Annotated in this window: 12 protein-coding genes; 1 reads left to right on the top strand and 11 read right to left on the bottom strand. The window is 62.6% G+C overall.

What is annotated here, in order from left to right:
* The 11 genes from ACH2CW_RS03695 to ACH2CW_RS03745 all read right to left on the bottom strand — a co-directional run.
* Nucleotides 1-1,213: MFS transporter (locus ACH2CW_RS03695; RefSeq protein ID WP_395055494.1), on the bottom strand; the 1,213-nt coding region annotated here is incomplete at its 3' end.
* A 174-nt stretch (nt 1,214-1,387) separates the two neighbouring features.
* Nucleotides 1,388-2,029 carry a 2-hydroxychromene-2-carboxylate isomerase gene (locus ACH2CW_RS03700; protein ID WP_395055495.1) on the bottom strand — a complete coding sequence of 214 codons (642 nt, stop codon included), beginning with the start codon at nt 2,027-2,029 and terminating at the stop codon, nt 1,388-1,390.
* Nucleotides 2,030-2,057: 28 nt separating this feature from the next.
* Entirely contained in the window at nt 2,058-2,813 is a 756-nt protein-coding gene (locus ACH2CW_RS03705) for a YbaK/EbsC family protein (protein ID WP_395055496.1), read from the bottom strand.
* A 181-nt stretch (nt 2,814-2,994) separates the two neighbouring features.
* The gene (locus ACH2CW_RS03710) at nt 2,995-3,903 is read right to left on the bottom strand and encodes a hydroxymethylglutaryl-CoA lyase (RefSeq protein WP_395055497.1); all 909 of its coding nucleotides are present in this window, start codon (nt 3,901-3,903) and stop codon (nt 2,995-2,997) included.
* Between the two features lie 4 nt (nt 3,904-3,907).
* A complete protein-coding gene (locus tag ACH2CW_RS03715; protein WP_395055498.1) occupies nt 3,908-4,837 on the bottom strand; it encodes a 2-hydroxyacid dehydrogenase in 930 nt (309 codons plus the stop codon).
* Nucleotides 4,838-5,016: 179 nt separating this feature from the next.
* Nucleotides 5,017-7,008 (bottom strand): acetyl/propionyl/methylcrotonyl-CoA carboxylase subunit alpha, encoded by a 1,992-nt coding sequence (locus ACH2CW_RS03720; RefSeq protein ID WP_395055499.1) that lies wholly within the window; start codon nt 7,006-7,008, stop codon nt 5,017-5,019.
* Between the two features lie 38 nt (nt 7,009-7,046).
* Nucleotides 7,047-7,712, bottom strand: a complete 666-nt coding sequence (locus ACH2CW_RS03725; protein WP_395055500.1) for a DUF4126 domain-containing protein — start codon at nt 7,710-7,712, stop codon at nt 7,047-7,049.
* Between the two features lie 15 nt (nt 7,713-7,727).
* Nucleotides 7,728-8,891, bottom strand: coding sequence for a dienelactone hydrolase family protein (locus ACH2CW_RS03730; RefSeq protein ID WP_395055501.1), 1,164 nt, complete (start codon nt 8,889-8,891; stop codon nt 7,728-7,730).
* Nucleotides 8,892-8,998: 107 nt separating this feature from the next.
* Nucleotides 8,999-9,778, bottom strand: coding sequence for an enoyl-CoA hydratase/isomerase family protein (locus ACH2CW_RS03735; protein ID WP_395055502.1), 780 nt, complete (start codon nt 9,776-9,778; stop codon nt 8,999-9,001).
* Between the two features lie 24 nt (nt 9,779-9,802).
* Nucleotides 9,803-10,942 carry an acyl-CoA dehydrogenase family protein gene (locus ACH2CW_RS03740; RefSeq protein WP_395055503.1) on the bottom strand — a complete coding sequence of 380 codons (1,140 nt, stop codon included), beginning with the start codon at nt 10,940-10,942 and terminating at the stop codon, nt 9,803-9,805.
* Between the two features lie 18 nt (nt 10,943-10,960).
* A complete protein-coding gene (locus ACH2CW_RS03745; RefSeq protein ID WP_395055504.1) occupies nt 10,961-12,595 on the bottom strand; it encodes a carboxyl transferase domain-containing protein in 1,635 nt (544 codons plus the stop codon).
* 187 nt (nt 12,596-12,782) lie between these two features.
* Between ACH2CW_RS03745 and ACH2CW_RS03750 the strand changes: the two genes are divergently transcribed.
* Nucleotides 12,783-13,832 (top strand): AraC family transcriptional regulator, encoded by a 1,050-nt coding sequence (locus ACH2CW_RS03750; protein ID WP_395055505.1) that lies wholly within the window; start codon nt 12,783-12,785, stop codon nt 13,830-13,832.
* Nucleotides 13,833-14,100: the final 268 nt, after the last annotated feature.

Consider the following 14,100-nt stretch of genomic DNA (forward strand, 5'->3'; position numbering starts at 1 on the left):
TTCCGATTTGAACTGACGCGATGGATCCAGCAGGACCGGCGATGTTCTTGTACGGAATGAAGTTTTGCGCCAACACCCGCTTGGCCTGGTCGCAAGAGCTGGTGAAGTCGATCTCACGCGCAATCGGGCTGCCCTGGAAGGAGCATGATTTTGGATCGGCCGTGACGCTCACGGGCACGGTGTCGTGCGCCATCTTCAGCGCCGGATTGGCGTACTGCAGCAGCATCGGGAACACTGCGAAGTACGTGATCGCACCCAGCAGACAACCCGCCATGATGATGGCCTTGCGACCAATCTTGTCAGACAGCACGCCAAAAAAGATGAAGAAGGGCGTACCAACCACCAGTGCGGCGGCAATCAGCAAGTTGGCCGTGACACCGTCCACCTTGGCAATTGTTGTCAGGAAGAACAGCGCGTAGAACTGACCGGTGTACCAAACCACCGCCTGCCCAGCGGTCAAACCCAGCAAGGCAATGATCACGATTTTCAGGTTTTTCCACTGACCGAACGACTCGGACAAAGGTGCTTTGGAGGTCTTGCCTTCGGCCTTCATTTTCTGGAAGGCGGGGGACTCATTCATCGACAAACGAATGTAGACGGACACGCCCAACAACAAAATGGACACCAGGAACGGAACACGCCAGCCCCAATCAGCAAAAGCCGCTTCGCCGACAGTCTGACGCACGCCCAGAATCACCATCAGTGACAGGAACAAGCCCAGCGTGGCAGTGGTCTGAATCCATGAGGTGTAAAACCCGCGCTGGCCCTGTGGCGCATGTTCGGCCACATAGGTAGCAGCACCACCGTATTCACCACCGAGTGCCAGACCCTGAAGCATGCGCAAACCCACCAGAATAATAGGCGCGGCAATACCAATGGTGGCGTAATTCGGCAGCAAGCCAACAATGAATGTCGCCGCACCCATGATCACGATGGTGATCAAAAAGGTGTATTTGCGCCCAATCATGTCACCCAGGCGGCCAAACACCAGCGCGCCGAACGGACGCACAAGGAAACCGGCAGCAAATGCCAGCAAGGCAAAAATATACGCGGCTGAAGGATCAAGACCCGAGAAAAACTGCTTGGCAATAATTGCCGCAAGCGAGCCGTACAGGTAAAAGTCATACCACTCAAATACGGTGCCCAGCGAAGAAGCGAAGATCACCTTCTTCTGCTCCTTGGACATGGGTCGGTTGTCGATGGCTGCGGACATGTGTTGTGTCTCCAAAATAGTAAGGCCTCCCGTTTGGAAGCTGAAGGCATTATTTTGGAGACCGCTGACCCTGCTCTGACGTGAAACCAACAGGAGCTTGCGCGAAACTTATCGACTACTGACAACTCGAGGGAAAACCCCTGAATAATTTTTCAGGATGCGAACAATACCGTCCTATTTGGGACGGGTGGCACCAGACTCCAGTTGCCGCGCCGCGTCCCAGTCAGGGCCATCAAACCACGCATGACCCAATAAATAGGCGCGCAGCATGGGCAAGGCGTCCAGGCCCCAGAACAATTTGTCATCCACTGCGATGGTGGGCACCCCAAACACGCCATGCCGGATGGCTTCATCGGTATGCGCCTTCAGGTCGGCCTTGACCTCCGGGCTGTCGGGCGCGCGTTGCGGCGTCAGCAGCGCCGTCACCTGCGCCAGCCGTGACTCGTCAGCAGCGTCGGCGCCGCCGCACCACACATGGCGCAACAGCGTCTCGCACACATAGCGGTTCGGCGTGCCGTTGGCATCGCAGGCCACGGCCAGACGCAGCAGAGGCAAGGGGTTGAAGGGATGCTTCGCCGGCAACTGGAGTTCAACGCCTTGTTCGTGTGCCAGCCACAGCACCTGGCGGTAGGTCCACTCACGCTTGCCGGCGATCTCGGCGGGGCCAAGTTGCCCGTGGTGTTTCAGCAAACCGGCAAACAGCAGCGGCTTGTAGGTGACGCTGTAACTGATGCCCTTCAGTGTTTCCGGCAATTTCTCGAATGCCAGCCAGGCATAGGGCGAGATGAAATCAAGATAGAAGGTGAGGTTTTTCATGAGCAGCACCAATCACGCGTGCGAAGCATCACGCCTGCAGCGCAACGATGCGCTGCTCAATCAGGTTCCAGACCGCGCGTTTGCCGCCATCGCTGGCCTGACTCCAGCCGGCGATCTCGTCGCGTGTGCGAAAGCAGCCTTCGCACCAGCCCGTGAGCGTACTCATGCGGCATACCGAGATGCAGGGTGATGGAAGATTGACGGACTCAGCCCTTATCTGTCGGGCGCGAGCAGCTACCAGATTGATCGCATGTTGCTGCGACACCTGTTCCTGCACCGGGTCCACCACGACATCGGCCACCGGTGCGCCGGTGAGGTCCACCAACTGCTGCGGGCTCAGTTTGAACACGCCGTGCGGATGGCCCGCGGCCGCCCAGATCTCTTCAAAACGAAACAGGCTCTGGTCGATCAGCGTGACCGGCGGCGTGGCGTGCGCCAGCGGCGACACGCCGCCAATCGAAAAGCCGGTGCGCACCTTGACGAATTCTGCGTCGGCCCGTCCCAGGCGTTTGCCGTCGGGGCAAACCAGCGCCTCGACCTTGCGTTCGTCAACCCGCTGATCGCCGGCGGTGATGACCAGCACCGCCACATCGTCCGACTTGCGGCGGAAGATGATGCTCTTGGCAATCTGGCCGAGCAGGATACCCAACGCATCGGCCGCCTGTTGTGCGGTGCGCGCCGCGTCGTCGAGCATCACCGGCGTGTGCGGGTGGCCGCGCTGCTGGAGCAGGGCAGCAACCCGCTGGACGCCTTCGGGCAAGGCATGCAATTCAGCGCCGCACATATTGCGCTCCGCTCAATCCGCAGGACACCGCGGAACCGGCTTTGCCGGGCCGCTGGTGGCGCCCCCTCGAGGGGCTGAGAGCCGCGGCTACAAGCCTGCCTGCGCAGGCTTGGACGGCTCGGAAGAGCTGTCGCCTCTGGCGACAGTACGGGGCGCCGCAGGCGCTTCGGGGGTGTGTCATTTACCCGGCCCTCTTGTTGAGAAGGGCGGTGGATGCACGCGAGTTCGGCTTGCGCTCCAGGAAGTCGCTGATGAACTTGCCGGCGTCGATCAGTTTGCCGAGGTCGATCCCGGTTTCAATGCCCATGCCTTGCAACATATAGACCACGTCTTCGGTGGCCACGTTGCCGGTCGCGCCCTTGGCATACGGGCAGCCGCCCAAGCCAGCCGACGAGGTGTCGTATTGCCAGATGCCCATTTGCAGGCTGGCGAGGGTATTGCCCAGCGCCTGGCCGTAGGTGTCGTGAAAATGGCCGGAAATGTCGTCAACGCCGTAATACTGTAACGCCGCTTCCATGGCGCGCTCGACCTTGACTGGCGTGCCCACGCCAATGGTGTCAGCCACACCGATGTGCTGGACACCAATCTCCTTGAGCAGGCGCGCCACCATGGCCACGCGCTCCGGTGCGATCTCACCTTCGTAGGGGCAGCCGACGGCGCAGGAGATCGCGCCGCGCACATAGATGTTGTTCGCCTGCGCCGCCTCGGCCACCGGCCGGAAGCGTTCAATGCTTTCTTCGATCGAGCAGTTGATATTGCGCTGGCTGAAAGCCTCGCTGGCAGCAGCAAACACCACGATCTCGTCCGGCTTTGACAACACGGCAGCTTCAAAACCCTTCATGTTGGGCGTGAGCACCGAATAACGTACACCGGGCTTGCGCGTGATGCCGGCCATGACCTCGGCGGCATCGGCCATCTGCGGCACCCATTTGGGCGACACAAAACTGGTGACCTCAATCTCGGTCAGGCCGGCGTCTTGCAGGCGATGCACCAGCTCGATCTTGATGGCCGCTGGTACCGGCGCTTTTTCGTTCTGCAGGCCATCGCGCGGGCCAACGTCGACGATTTTGACTTTGGAGGGGTATTTCATGAGGTCAGTATCCTTTGTTGCGGTCAACCACACCGGCAAGGCTGGCAATAGGCGTCCCGCTCTGCACTGCCCGAATCTTGCCCGCGATTTGTGCGATGGTTTCCTCGCGCAGGGTGCGTGCCGAGGTGTGCGGCGTGATGTTGATTTTCGGGTGTTTCCAGAAAGCGTGCTCTGCGGGCAGCGGCTCGGTGCGGAACACGTCCAGCGTGGCGCCAGCGATGTGGCCGCTGTCGAGCAAGGCAATCAGATCTTCGTCCACCAGATGGGCCCCGCGCGCCACGTTGATGACATAGGCACCGGGCTGCAATCTGGAGAGCGTGTCCCGGTTCATGATGTTCGTCGTGTCTGGTGTGAGGGGCAACAGGCACACCAGCACCCGCGAGGCCGCGAGGAAGTCCGCCATGCCCGCCTCGCCCGAAAAACACTGGACACCTTCAATGGTTTTGGGCGAACGGCTCCAGCCTTTCACGGGAAAGTCGAATTGCGTCAGCGTGCGGGCCACGCGCTCGCCCAGCACGCCCAGCCCCATCACGCCCACTGGAAAATCGGCACGCAGGTGCGGCTTCCGGTAAGACCATTTGCCGCCGAGGATGTCGGCCTCGTAGCCATCAAACTCCCGAAAATGCCGGATCACCGCATGGCTCACATATTCGGCCATCTGTACCGACATACCGGCATCGTCCAGTCGCACCACCAAGGCCTGGGGCGGCAACTTCAGTTTCAGCAGGGCATCAACGCCCGCGCCGATGTTGAACAGCGCCTTGAGTTGCGGTTGCTCTTCGAGGAATTGCTGCGGCGGCGTCCAGACCACTGCATAGTCTGCGGCGGGTGCGCCCGGCGCCCAGTCTTCAACACTCTCAGCGGGAAACGCCGCTCGCAGGCCGGCAACCCAGGGCTCTGCCTTGGCACCTGTGCAACAAAAAAGAATATTCATGGGCTTGATTGTGCCGCGACCATTCGACACCCGCTGGCTCTGGCTGTCATTGCGGGCAGAGTCTGTCCCGGACTCGATCCGGGAACCCGCCATCCATGCACCGAAGGAAAGTGGGAGCGCACGCAAGGATCCCGGACGGAGTCCGGGATGACAAGCTGCAAAAACAGGCATTCACGTTTCTAGCCTGCCATCTTGAGCAACTCGGCTCCCTCGATGACCTGGTCGCCGGGTGCGTAAAGCAGCTCCTGCACCACCCCATCGGCCGGTGCGGCAATCGTGTGTTCCATTTTCATGGCTTCCATCACGGCCAGTGCCTGGCCCTTGCTGACCTTGTCCCCCGCCTTCACGGCAAACGACACCACCTTGCCCGGCATGGGCGCGGTCAGCCTGCCGGCTTCGCCGTGGGCCTCGCCAGCATGGGCCAGCGGGTCGATCACCGCGATCTGTGTCGCGCCCCGCCGGGCAAACACAAACACGGTTTCACCGCGACGGTACAGGCGGGCCCTGAGGCGTTTGTCGCCAAAGGTCAGCGTGACCGCCTCCCCTTCGCGCGAGAACATCAGCAGGCCCTCTTCACCGCTCACCGCCAGGCGCAGCGCGCCGTCATGCAGATAGGTCAGTTCGGCCTTCGCGGGTTCGCCATGAAATTCAAATTCAAAGCGGCGCAGGGTTACACCGTGCGAACGCCAGCCGTCCCGCTTGCTGAAGGGGTCGGCTGTCTCAAGCACTTTTTCTTCCAGCAGTCGCAAGGCCACGGCGGCTGCCGCAGCCAGCGGCAGGCCGATCTTTTCCTGGTGGAACAGCACCGCCTGCTCGCGTGGAATCAGGGCCGTGTCCAGATCAGCTTCAGCAAAGGAGCGACTTTGCACCACATGGCGCAAAAACTGCACATTGGTGCTCAGGCCCACGATATGCACCTGCGCCAGCGCCTCGTCCATACGCGCCAGCGCCTGTTCACGCGTGTCGCCGTGCACGATGAGCTTGGCAATCATCGAGTCGTAAAACGGCGAGATCACATCGCCCTCGCGCACGCCGGCGTCCACACGCACCAGGCCACGCTCGAAAGAAACAGATGGCGGCAGGCCGTACACATGCAGCGTGCCGGTTGCTGGCAAAAAATTGTTGTCCGGGCTTTCGGCGCAGATACGCGCTTCAATCGCGTGGCCATGAATCCCCAGCTGGCCCTGCATCAAGGGAAGTTGTTCGCCGGAAGCCACGCGGAACTGCCACTCCACCAGATCCAGCCCAGTGATGGCTTCCGTGACGGGGTGCTCAACCTGTAAACGCGTGTTCATCTCCATGAAAAAGAAATTCATGCTGCCATCGCTGCGCTGCTCGACGATGAACTCAACCGTGCCCGCACCGACATAGTTGACGGCACGCGCCGCAGCCACCGCTGCTTCGCCCATCTGCTGGCGCATGGCTGGCGTCATGCCAGGCGCTGGCGCTTCTTCCAGTACCTTCTGGTGCCGGCGCTGCACCGAGCAGTCACGCTCGAACAGGTACACATAATTTCCGTGAGTGTCGCCGAATACCTGGATTTCAATGTGACGCGGACGCTGCGCATACTTTTCCACCAGCACTGCATCGTCGCCAAAGCTGTTAATGGCCTCGCGTTTGCAGGAAGCCAGCGCGGCTTCAAAGTCTTCCGCCTTCTCGACCGCACGCATGCCCTTGCCGCCGCCGCCGGCGCTGGCCTTGATCAGCACCGGGTAACCGATGCGGTCGGCTTCGCGCTTGAGCAGCGCGGGGTCCTGGTCGCTGCCGTGGTAGCCGGGGACCAGCGGCACGCCGGCCTTTTCCATCAGTTGTTTGGACTCTGCTTTCAGGCCCATGGCCTTGATGGCCGAGGCCGGCGGGCCAATGAACACCAGGCCGGCATTGCCGCAGGCCTGGGCAAATTCCTCGTTTTCGCTCAGGAAGCCGTAGCCGGGGTGAATCGCCTCGGCGCCGGTGGCTTTGGCGGCAGCAATGATTTTTTCCCAGCGCAAATAGCTGTCTTTGGGTGCGCTACCGCCGATATGGACGGCCTCGTCGCAGGCACTGACATGTTTCGCATCCGCGTCGGCATCTGAATACACAGCCACGGTCTGGATGGCCATGCGGCGTGCGGTCGCCGCCACGCGGCATGCAATTTCACCGCGATTGGCGATCAGTATTTTTCTAAACATGGTTACCCCTGTCATCGATCAGTATTTTTTTAAACATGTCAGTCGTTCTTTTCTGAAAAAGGAGATGTCAGGGTAAAAGCCGGCGCCGGCCCGCTGTCGGGTTTGCCGCTGAAGATGCGGGCCACACGTGCAAACAGTTGCCGCAGGAAGCGCCAGCAGGTGCGGATCAGCCAGACGCTGAAGATCAGCACCAGAACCAGCACGCCTACAAACACCAGCGGATGGGCAATGGCCAGCCATAGGCCGGCAGGCACCATGCCGTCTTCCACCAGCGAGGCGCCCACGTTGCTGAAGGGCTCGGGCGAGGTATTGATGGCCGCGCGGGTCGTGGCCTTGGCCGCATGGCTGGTGGCAGCCAGCGTACCGCCTGCCAGAGCAGCAAGCAAGGCCATCACACCACTGTCTGCGCCAAAGACACCGGCCGCCAGCGCCGCGCCGGCGGGAATGCGGATGACGGTGTGCACCACATCCCACAGTGAATCCAGCCCCGGAATCTTGTCGGCAAAAAACTCGACGAAGACCATGAAGCCGCTGGCACCCAGCACCACCGGGTGCGCCAGCAGGTGCAGGCCTTGCGGCAAGGCAACCCAGCCCATGAAACCCGCCAGACCGGTCAGCAACACCACCAGGTAGAGGCGCACGCCGCTGGCCCAGCCGAGCGCGCCGGCCAGGGCGATCAGTTGCGCGGTGTCGAGACTATTCATCCAGGTCTCTTATGTTCATGGCACCCACACTACATCGTCATCCACCGCATACAGCTTGCACACAATGCCGCGCCTGGCCTGGCAAAAACCCAGCGCGCGGCCGGCCGCCCAGTCGCCGGTAGCCCAGCCATTGGAACCATCAGCGCTGACTGCATAAGCGCGTGGCTTGTTGCCGGCCAGAAATTTGGCATAGGTGTTGTCGCGGCTGGCCTTGTTCACCGGCACCCGCTCCACCTCATCCACTTTGGCAAAGCCGCTGGCTTTGGGAATGTCCACGGTGCCCGGTTTGCTGAAACCGTTGCGCGCCAGGAATTCTTCCGCCAGCGGCACCCAGCGGTCCATGTCGTTGCTCATGCCACTGTGGCCGTCGGCCCCGGATGCCGGCATGGCATGTAGTTCGGCCTGGCCACCACCGTCGGTCCAGGCGCGATGCCAGCGCTTGGGGGTGTCAGCGCCCCAGTATTTGTCGTTGGCCCAATAAAACCACTGCATCGGTACGTTGGCCGTGGCGGCCCTGCTGCGCCACAGACTTTCCAGCGCGCGCGGATTGCAGGGGTCGTTGGGGCGATTTTCCGGATCCCCGCCAGTGCCACCCGCAAAGTTGATGCCGGCCACCAGACCCGGCGGATTACGCGACACGGTGGCGACGGCCGTCAATCCGCCCACCGACTGGCCCATCACGACCCAGCGCTGCGCATTCACATACGGCAGGGTACGGGCAAAGTCCAGCGTCTGCAGCACCTGGTCCGATGCCGCCGTGGCCACGGCCTCGGGCCGCAGCGTGTTGCAATTTCCGGCGTCTTCCGGGTCAAACTGGCCATAGGTTTCGTGGTACCCCAGCCGCGTCGGAATCATCACCACAAAACCCTTGCGCACCAGATAACGCGACAGGTGTTCATAACGCTGGCGGCCTGTCGCGCCGCGTTTGTCCTTGGTCGCCCGGCCGTGGTTCATGATCACCAAAGGGAAAGGCCCGTCACCGGCCGGCCGGAAGATGGTCACCGGGATGATTCCCTCGGCCGACTTGCCATACAGGTCTTGCGTCTTGACCGCGATATGCTGCACTTCCTCGCGCAGGTCCGCAGCGCGCACCGGCTCGGCCGGCGCCTGGGCCCAGGCCGATGCACCGAGAATCAAGGCCAGGATCATCCCTTGCGCCGCGCCTGCCAGTGAAGCCATCTTCGAAGGCCAGCGGACACCGCGGGACCGGCTTTGCCGGACCGCTGGTGTCGCCCCCTGCAGGGGGGAGGGTGCTACACGAAGTGAGCAAACAGCGGGGGGGAGCATCAGCTTATCCAATTAGGTTTGCGCTTCTGAAGGAAAGACTGAACGCCCTCGCGGCCCTCGGGGCTGACGCGGATGTCTGCAATACCTTCGACTGTCATCCGGATCAGGGAGGTCGAGATCTCCTGCTGCGCCACGTCCTGCACCAGCAGCTTGCACAGCTTCACGGCCTCCGGGCCGGCGTTGACCAGCGCTTTCGCGAGTTCCGCGACCTTGGCATCAAGTTCTGCGGCAAGCACCACCTCATGCACAAACCCGATGCGCAAGGCTTCGGCGGCACTGAAGCGCTCGGCCGTCAAAAAATAGCGGTGCGCGGCACGTGCGCCCATCGCGCGGATCACGTAAGGGCTGATGGTCGCGGGGATCAATCCCAGTTTGACCTCGCTCAGGCAATAACCGGCCGTGTCCACCGAGACCGCGATGTCGCAGGCCGCCACCAGACCGGTGCCGCCGGCATACACGTCACCCTGCACCCTGGCAATCGTCGGTTTCGGACACGCGTACACCACACGCAGCATCTCGGCCAGCGCGCCGGCATCGGCGACGTTTTCATCGCGCGTGTAGTCAGCCATGCGTTTCATCCAGTTCAGGTCGGCACCCGCGCAGAAGGCCGTTCCATTGGCGGCCAGCACGATGCAGCGCACCTCCTCGCGTTTGCCGAGTTCGATGAAAACTGCCGTCAGTTCGGCGATCACCTCGTCGTTGAAGGCGTTGCGTACTTCAGGGCGGTTCAGCGTGACGGTAGAGACTCCGCCGCCAAAGCTCAGTTCGAGATGTTTCATGCTTGCTCTTTCTGTTCAACCGTTTCAGTAGCGCTTGGCGACTTCTTCGAGCATCACCTCGGTTGCGCCGCCGCCAATGGCCAGCACGCGTGCGTCACGCCAAAGCCGTTCGATGGCTGTCTCGCGAATGAAGCCCATGCCCCCGTGGAACTGCTGGCAGGTCTGCACCACTTCATTGACCAGCTCACCGGTCAAGGCTTTAAGCATGGACACGTCCTGCACGATGTCGTGGCCCTGCGTCACGCGCCAGGCGCAGTGGTACATGAAGGCGCGCGCCGCACGCGTCTTCGCATCCAGCATCGAGATGCGCTGGCGGATCACCTGCTGGTCCCACAGCGGACCACCAAAGGCCTGCCGCTGGCGCACATAGTCCACCGTCAGCTTGAGCGCCTGCTGGCAGTGGCCCACCGCCATCGCGCCCAGCGCGATGCGTTCGGTCTGGAAGTTTTTCATCACTGAATAAAAACCCTTACCCTCCTCGCCCAGCAGATTCCAGGCGGGGATACGCACGTTGTCAAAGATCAGCTCGGCGGTGTCGGACGACAGCCAGCCGGTTTTCTTGAGCGCGCGGCCGACCGTGAAGCCGGGCGTGCCTTTTTCGACGATGAACATCGAGATGTCGCGTTTGCCCGGACCCGTCTTGGCCGCGACAAAATAAAGGTCGGCATGGACACCATTGGTGATGAACATCTTGGTGCCGTTGATGACCCAGTCGTCGCCGTCGCGTTTGGCGGTGCTGCGTATGCCCGCCACGTCCGAACCTGCACCGGGCTCGGTGATGCCAACGGCGGTGATCAGCTCGCCGGCGATCACCTTCTTCATGTATTTTTCTTTTTGTGCCGCGTTGCCCGCGTGGTGCAGATGCGGGCTGGCCATGTCGGTGTGAACCAGCACGGTGATGATGAAGCCAGCAAAGGTCGATTGCGACAGCGCCTCGGCAAACACCAGGTTGGTCATCGCGTCACTGTCGGCGCCGCCGTATTTTTCCTCGTACATCAGGCCGAACAGGCCGGCAGCACCCATGCGTTTGAGCACGTCGCGCGGTACACAGCCGGTTTCTTCCCAGGCGGCGGCATGCGGCTCCACCTCTTTGGCGATGAAGCGGCCAATCTGGTCGCGCAGGGATTCGTATTCGGGAGTGTCGTAGATGGAGGCGTTGGACATGGGTTCTTTCTGGCGCAGTTACATGCGGAAAACACCGAACTTCGGCTCGGGAATCGGCGCATTCAGGCTCGCGCGCAGGCCCAGCGCCAACACGCGGCGCGTGTCGGCCGGGTCGATCACACCGTCGTCCCACAGCCGCGCGCTCGAGTAATAAGGGTGCGACTGGTGCTCGAACTGGTCCAGCATCGGCTGCTTGAAGGCTTTTTCTTGCTCGGCGCTCCAGCTGCCGCCCTTGGCCTCGATGGCGTCGCGCCGCACGCTGGCCAGCACGGATGAAGCCTGCTCGCCGCCCATGACGCAGATGCGCGCATTCGGCCACATCCACAAAAAGCGCGGGCTGTAGGCGCGGCCGCACATGCCGTAGTTGCCGGCGCCAAAGCTGCCACCGATGATGATGGTGAACTTGGGCACCTGGGCGGTGGCCACGGCCATCACCATCTTGGCGCCGTGGCGCGCAATACCTTCGGCCTCGTACTTGCGGCCGACCATGAAGCCGGTGATGTTCTGCAAAAACACCAGCGGGATCTTGCGCTGGCAGCACAGCTCGATGAAGTGGGCGCCCTTTTGCGCCGACTCGCTGAACAAGATGCCGTTGTTGGCGATGATGCCGACCGGCATGCCTTCAATGTGCGCAAAACCGGTCACCAGGGTGGCGCCGAAGCGCGCCTTGAACTCGTCGAACTCGCTGCCATCGACGATGCGGGCGATGATTTCGCGCACGTCATAAGGCTTGCGCGTATCGGTGGGCACGATGCCATACACCTCGTCTGCTGCAAATTCAGGAGCGCGTGGCGCTCGTCGCATAGGGGCTGGCGCCTCTTTTTTCTTGTAATTCGTATTTAGGTTGCCGACGGCGGCGCGCGCCAGCGCCAGCGCGTGCGCATCGTTCTGCGCCAGGTAGTCGGCCACGCCCGACAGGCGCGTGTGCACGTCGCCGCCGCCCAGGTCTTCGGCAGTGACAATCTCCCCGGTGGCAGCTTTGACCAGTGGCGGGCCGCCCAGAAAAATCGTGCCCTGCTCCTTGACGATGATGGTTTCGTCACTCATGGCCGGCACGTAGGCGCCCCCCGCCGTACAACTGCCCATCACCACGGCGATTTGCGCAATGCCCTGTGCGCTCATGTTGGCCTGGTTGTAGAAGATGCGGCCGAAGTGGTCGCGGTCCGGGAACACGTCGTCCTGATTCGGCAGGTTGGCGCCGCCGGAATCGACCAGATAAATACAGGGCAGGCGGTTTTGCTGTGCCACTTCCTGCGCGCGCAAATGTTTCTTCACCGTCATCGGGTAGTAGGTACCACCCTTCACTGTCGCATCGTTGCAGACGATCATGCAGTCCACGCCGTTGACACGGCCAATGCCGGTGATCACGCCGGCGCAGGGCGCGCTGTCGCTGCCGTCGCGGTCCGGGTACATGGCCAGCGCCGCCAGCGGGGCCAATTCAAGGAAAGGCGTGCCGGGGTCCAGCAACATCTGCACCCGCTCACGCGGTGGCAGCTTGCCGCGCGCCACGTGTTTGGCGCGGGCAGCTTCACCGCCGCCGGCAGCGGCCTTGGCCACCTGCGTCTTCAAGTCGTCCACCAGCGCACGCATGGCGGCGGCATTGGCTTGAAAGTCGGCCGAGCGGGCGTTGAGTTTGGTTTCCAGAACTGGCATGTGTCTCCTCTGTTCAATCGCATGGCGTGCAGCGGCTCGTTCACCGTTCGGGCTGAAGCGCCCGTGCTGAGCCCGTCGAAGGCGCCAGTCCACACCTTAACGCCAAACCTCCCAGCTTAGGCCCAAAAGCTGCCACGCGGTCGCCACACAGGTTGCAAATCGTGCCAGCCTGCGCGAAACTTGAGCCATGCATGCCCGCCCTGCACCCGAGACCATCAACCCGCCCATCGCTGCCACGCCCATGGCCTTTGCTCGGGTCATCGCTGCGGCCTACCCGCTGTACGGTCAAAGCCCCGCCAACGCCCTCAAGCTGGCACAGATCACGCCAGCCAAACTGCAACAGCCCGAGGCCCGCATCAACGCACGCCAGATGGAAGTGTTGTCCGGGACCGCCATGCAGGAACTGGACGACGAAGCCCTGGGCGCCTTCAGCCGCCGCCTGCCCTGGGGCAGCTACGGCATGCTGGCCAGGGCCTCGCTCAGCGCGCCCGACCTGGGCGTGGCGCTCAAGCGCTGGTGCCGCCACCATGGGCTGCTGACCGACGACATCCGCCTGCGGCTGGTGGTCACCGGTGACAGCGCGGCCATCACCATCGAGGAACGCGCCAACCTGGCTCGCCACGGCGAGGCCGCCCGCGCGTTTTGCCTGGTGCATGTGCTGCGCAACATCCACGGCCTGGCCTGCTGGTACATCGACTCGCGCATTCCGCTGCAAGGCGCGCACTTCCCGTTTGCTGCGCCGCCGCATGCCGATGCCTATACGCTGATGTTTCCCGGTCCGCTGCAGTTCGGCGCGGCGCGGGCGTCGATTCGTTTCGATGCGCGTTACCTGGCCCTGCCGCTGCGGCGTGACGAAAAAGCCCTGACCCAGATGCTGCAGCGCGCGCTGCCGCTGACGGTGCTGCAGTACCGGCGCGACCGCCTGCTGGTTCAGCAGGTACGCCAGGCGCTGGCCGCCTGGCCAGAGCAGGCGCACAAGGCTGACGGCGTCGCGGCGCTGCTCCATGTCTCGGCCCGCACCCTGCACCGGCAGCTCAAGGAGGAAGGCGCGTCGCTGCAGGCGCTGAAGGATGAGGTGCGTTTTGAACGCGCGAAGGACTTGCTGAACCGCAGCGACAAACTGGTCAAGCAGGTCGCGACCGCGGCAGGTTTCAAAAACGAAAAGAGTTTTATCCGGGCCTTCCGCGCGGCCACCGGGCTCAGTCCCGGCGACTTCCGCAAGGGAGCGACGGGCTGAGGCTGTCATCCCGGACTCGATCAGGGACCCATGTCGCCCCGCCGCACTGCGCCGCATGAGCCCGCCAAGCATGGATCGCGGGTCATGCCCGCAACAACAAGCCCGGCTGTCAGCCCGCCGCCTGACGCGCAGCGACCGGTCTCAGCCCGGTGACTTCTGCGAGGGCTCGCCGGCGTGAGCCGTGTGGCGGCCAGATTTTCTGAGCCAAATCGGCCTCCAGCCCATGTCGCTCGGTCACCTCTAGCTATCAATACAGTAGCAAACCTGC

The organism is Polaromonas sp., assembly GCF_043778355.1.
In the GTDB taxonomy this organism is placed as follows: domain Bacteria; phylum Pseudomonadota; class Gammaproteobacteria; order Burkholderiales; family Burkholderiaceae_C; genus Polaromonas.

Bases quoted from the DNA above. Each gene is read 5' to 3' on its own strand.
- ACH2CW_RS03700 (WP_395055495.1), bottom strand. From the start codon at position 2,029: ATGAAAAACCTCACCTTCTATCTTGATTTCATCTCGCCCTATGCCTGG.
- ACH2CW_RS03705 (WP_395055496.1), bottom strand. From the start codon at position 2,813: ATGTGCGGCGCTGAATTGCATGCCTTGCCCGAAGGCGTCCAGCGGGTT.
- ACH2CW_RS03710 (WP_395055497.1), bottom strand. From the start codon at position 3,903: ATGAAATACCCCTCCAAAGTCAAAATCGTCGACGTTGGCCCGCGCGAT.
- ACH2CW_RS03715 (WP_395055498.1), bottom strand. From the start codon at position 4,837: ATGAATATTCTTTTTTGTTGCACAGGTGCCAAGGCAGAGCCCTGGGTT.
- ACH2CW_RS03720 (WP_395055499.1), bottom strand. From the start codon at position 7,008: ATGTTTAGAAAAATACTGATCGCCAATCGCGGTGAAATTGCATGCCGC.
- ACH2CW_RS03725 (WP_395055500.1), bottom strand. From the start codon at position 7,712: ATGAATAGTCTCGACACCGCGCAACTGATCGCCCTGGCCGGCGCGCTC.
- ACH2CW_RS03730 (WP_395055501.1), bottom strand. From the start codon at position 8,891: ATGGCTTCACTGGCAGGCGCGGCGCAAGGGATGATCCTGGCCTTGATT.
- ACH2CW_RS03735 (WP_395055502.1), bottom strand. From the start codon at position 9,778: ATGAAACATCTCGAACTGAGCTTTGGCGGCGGAGTCTCTACCGTCACG.
- ACH2CW_RS03740 (WP_395055503.1), bottom strand. From the start codon at position 10,942: ATGTCCAACGCCTCCATCTACGACACTCCCGAATACGAATCCCTGCGC.
- ACH2CW_RS03745 (WP_395055504.1), bottom strand. From the start codon at position 12,595: ATGCCAGTTCTGGAAACCAAACTCAACGCCCGCTCGGCCGACTTTCAA.
- ACH2CW_RS03750 (WP_395055505.1), top strand. From the start codon at position 12,783: ATGCATGCCCGCCCTGCACCCGAGACCATCAACCCGCCCATCGCTGCC.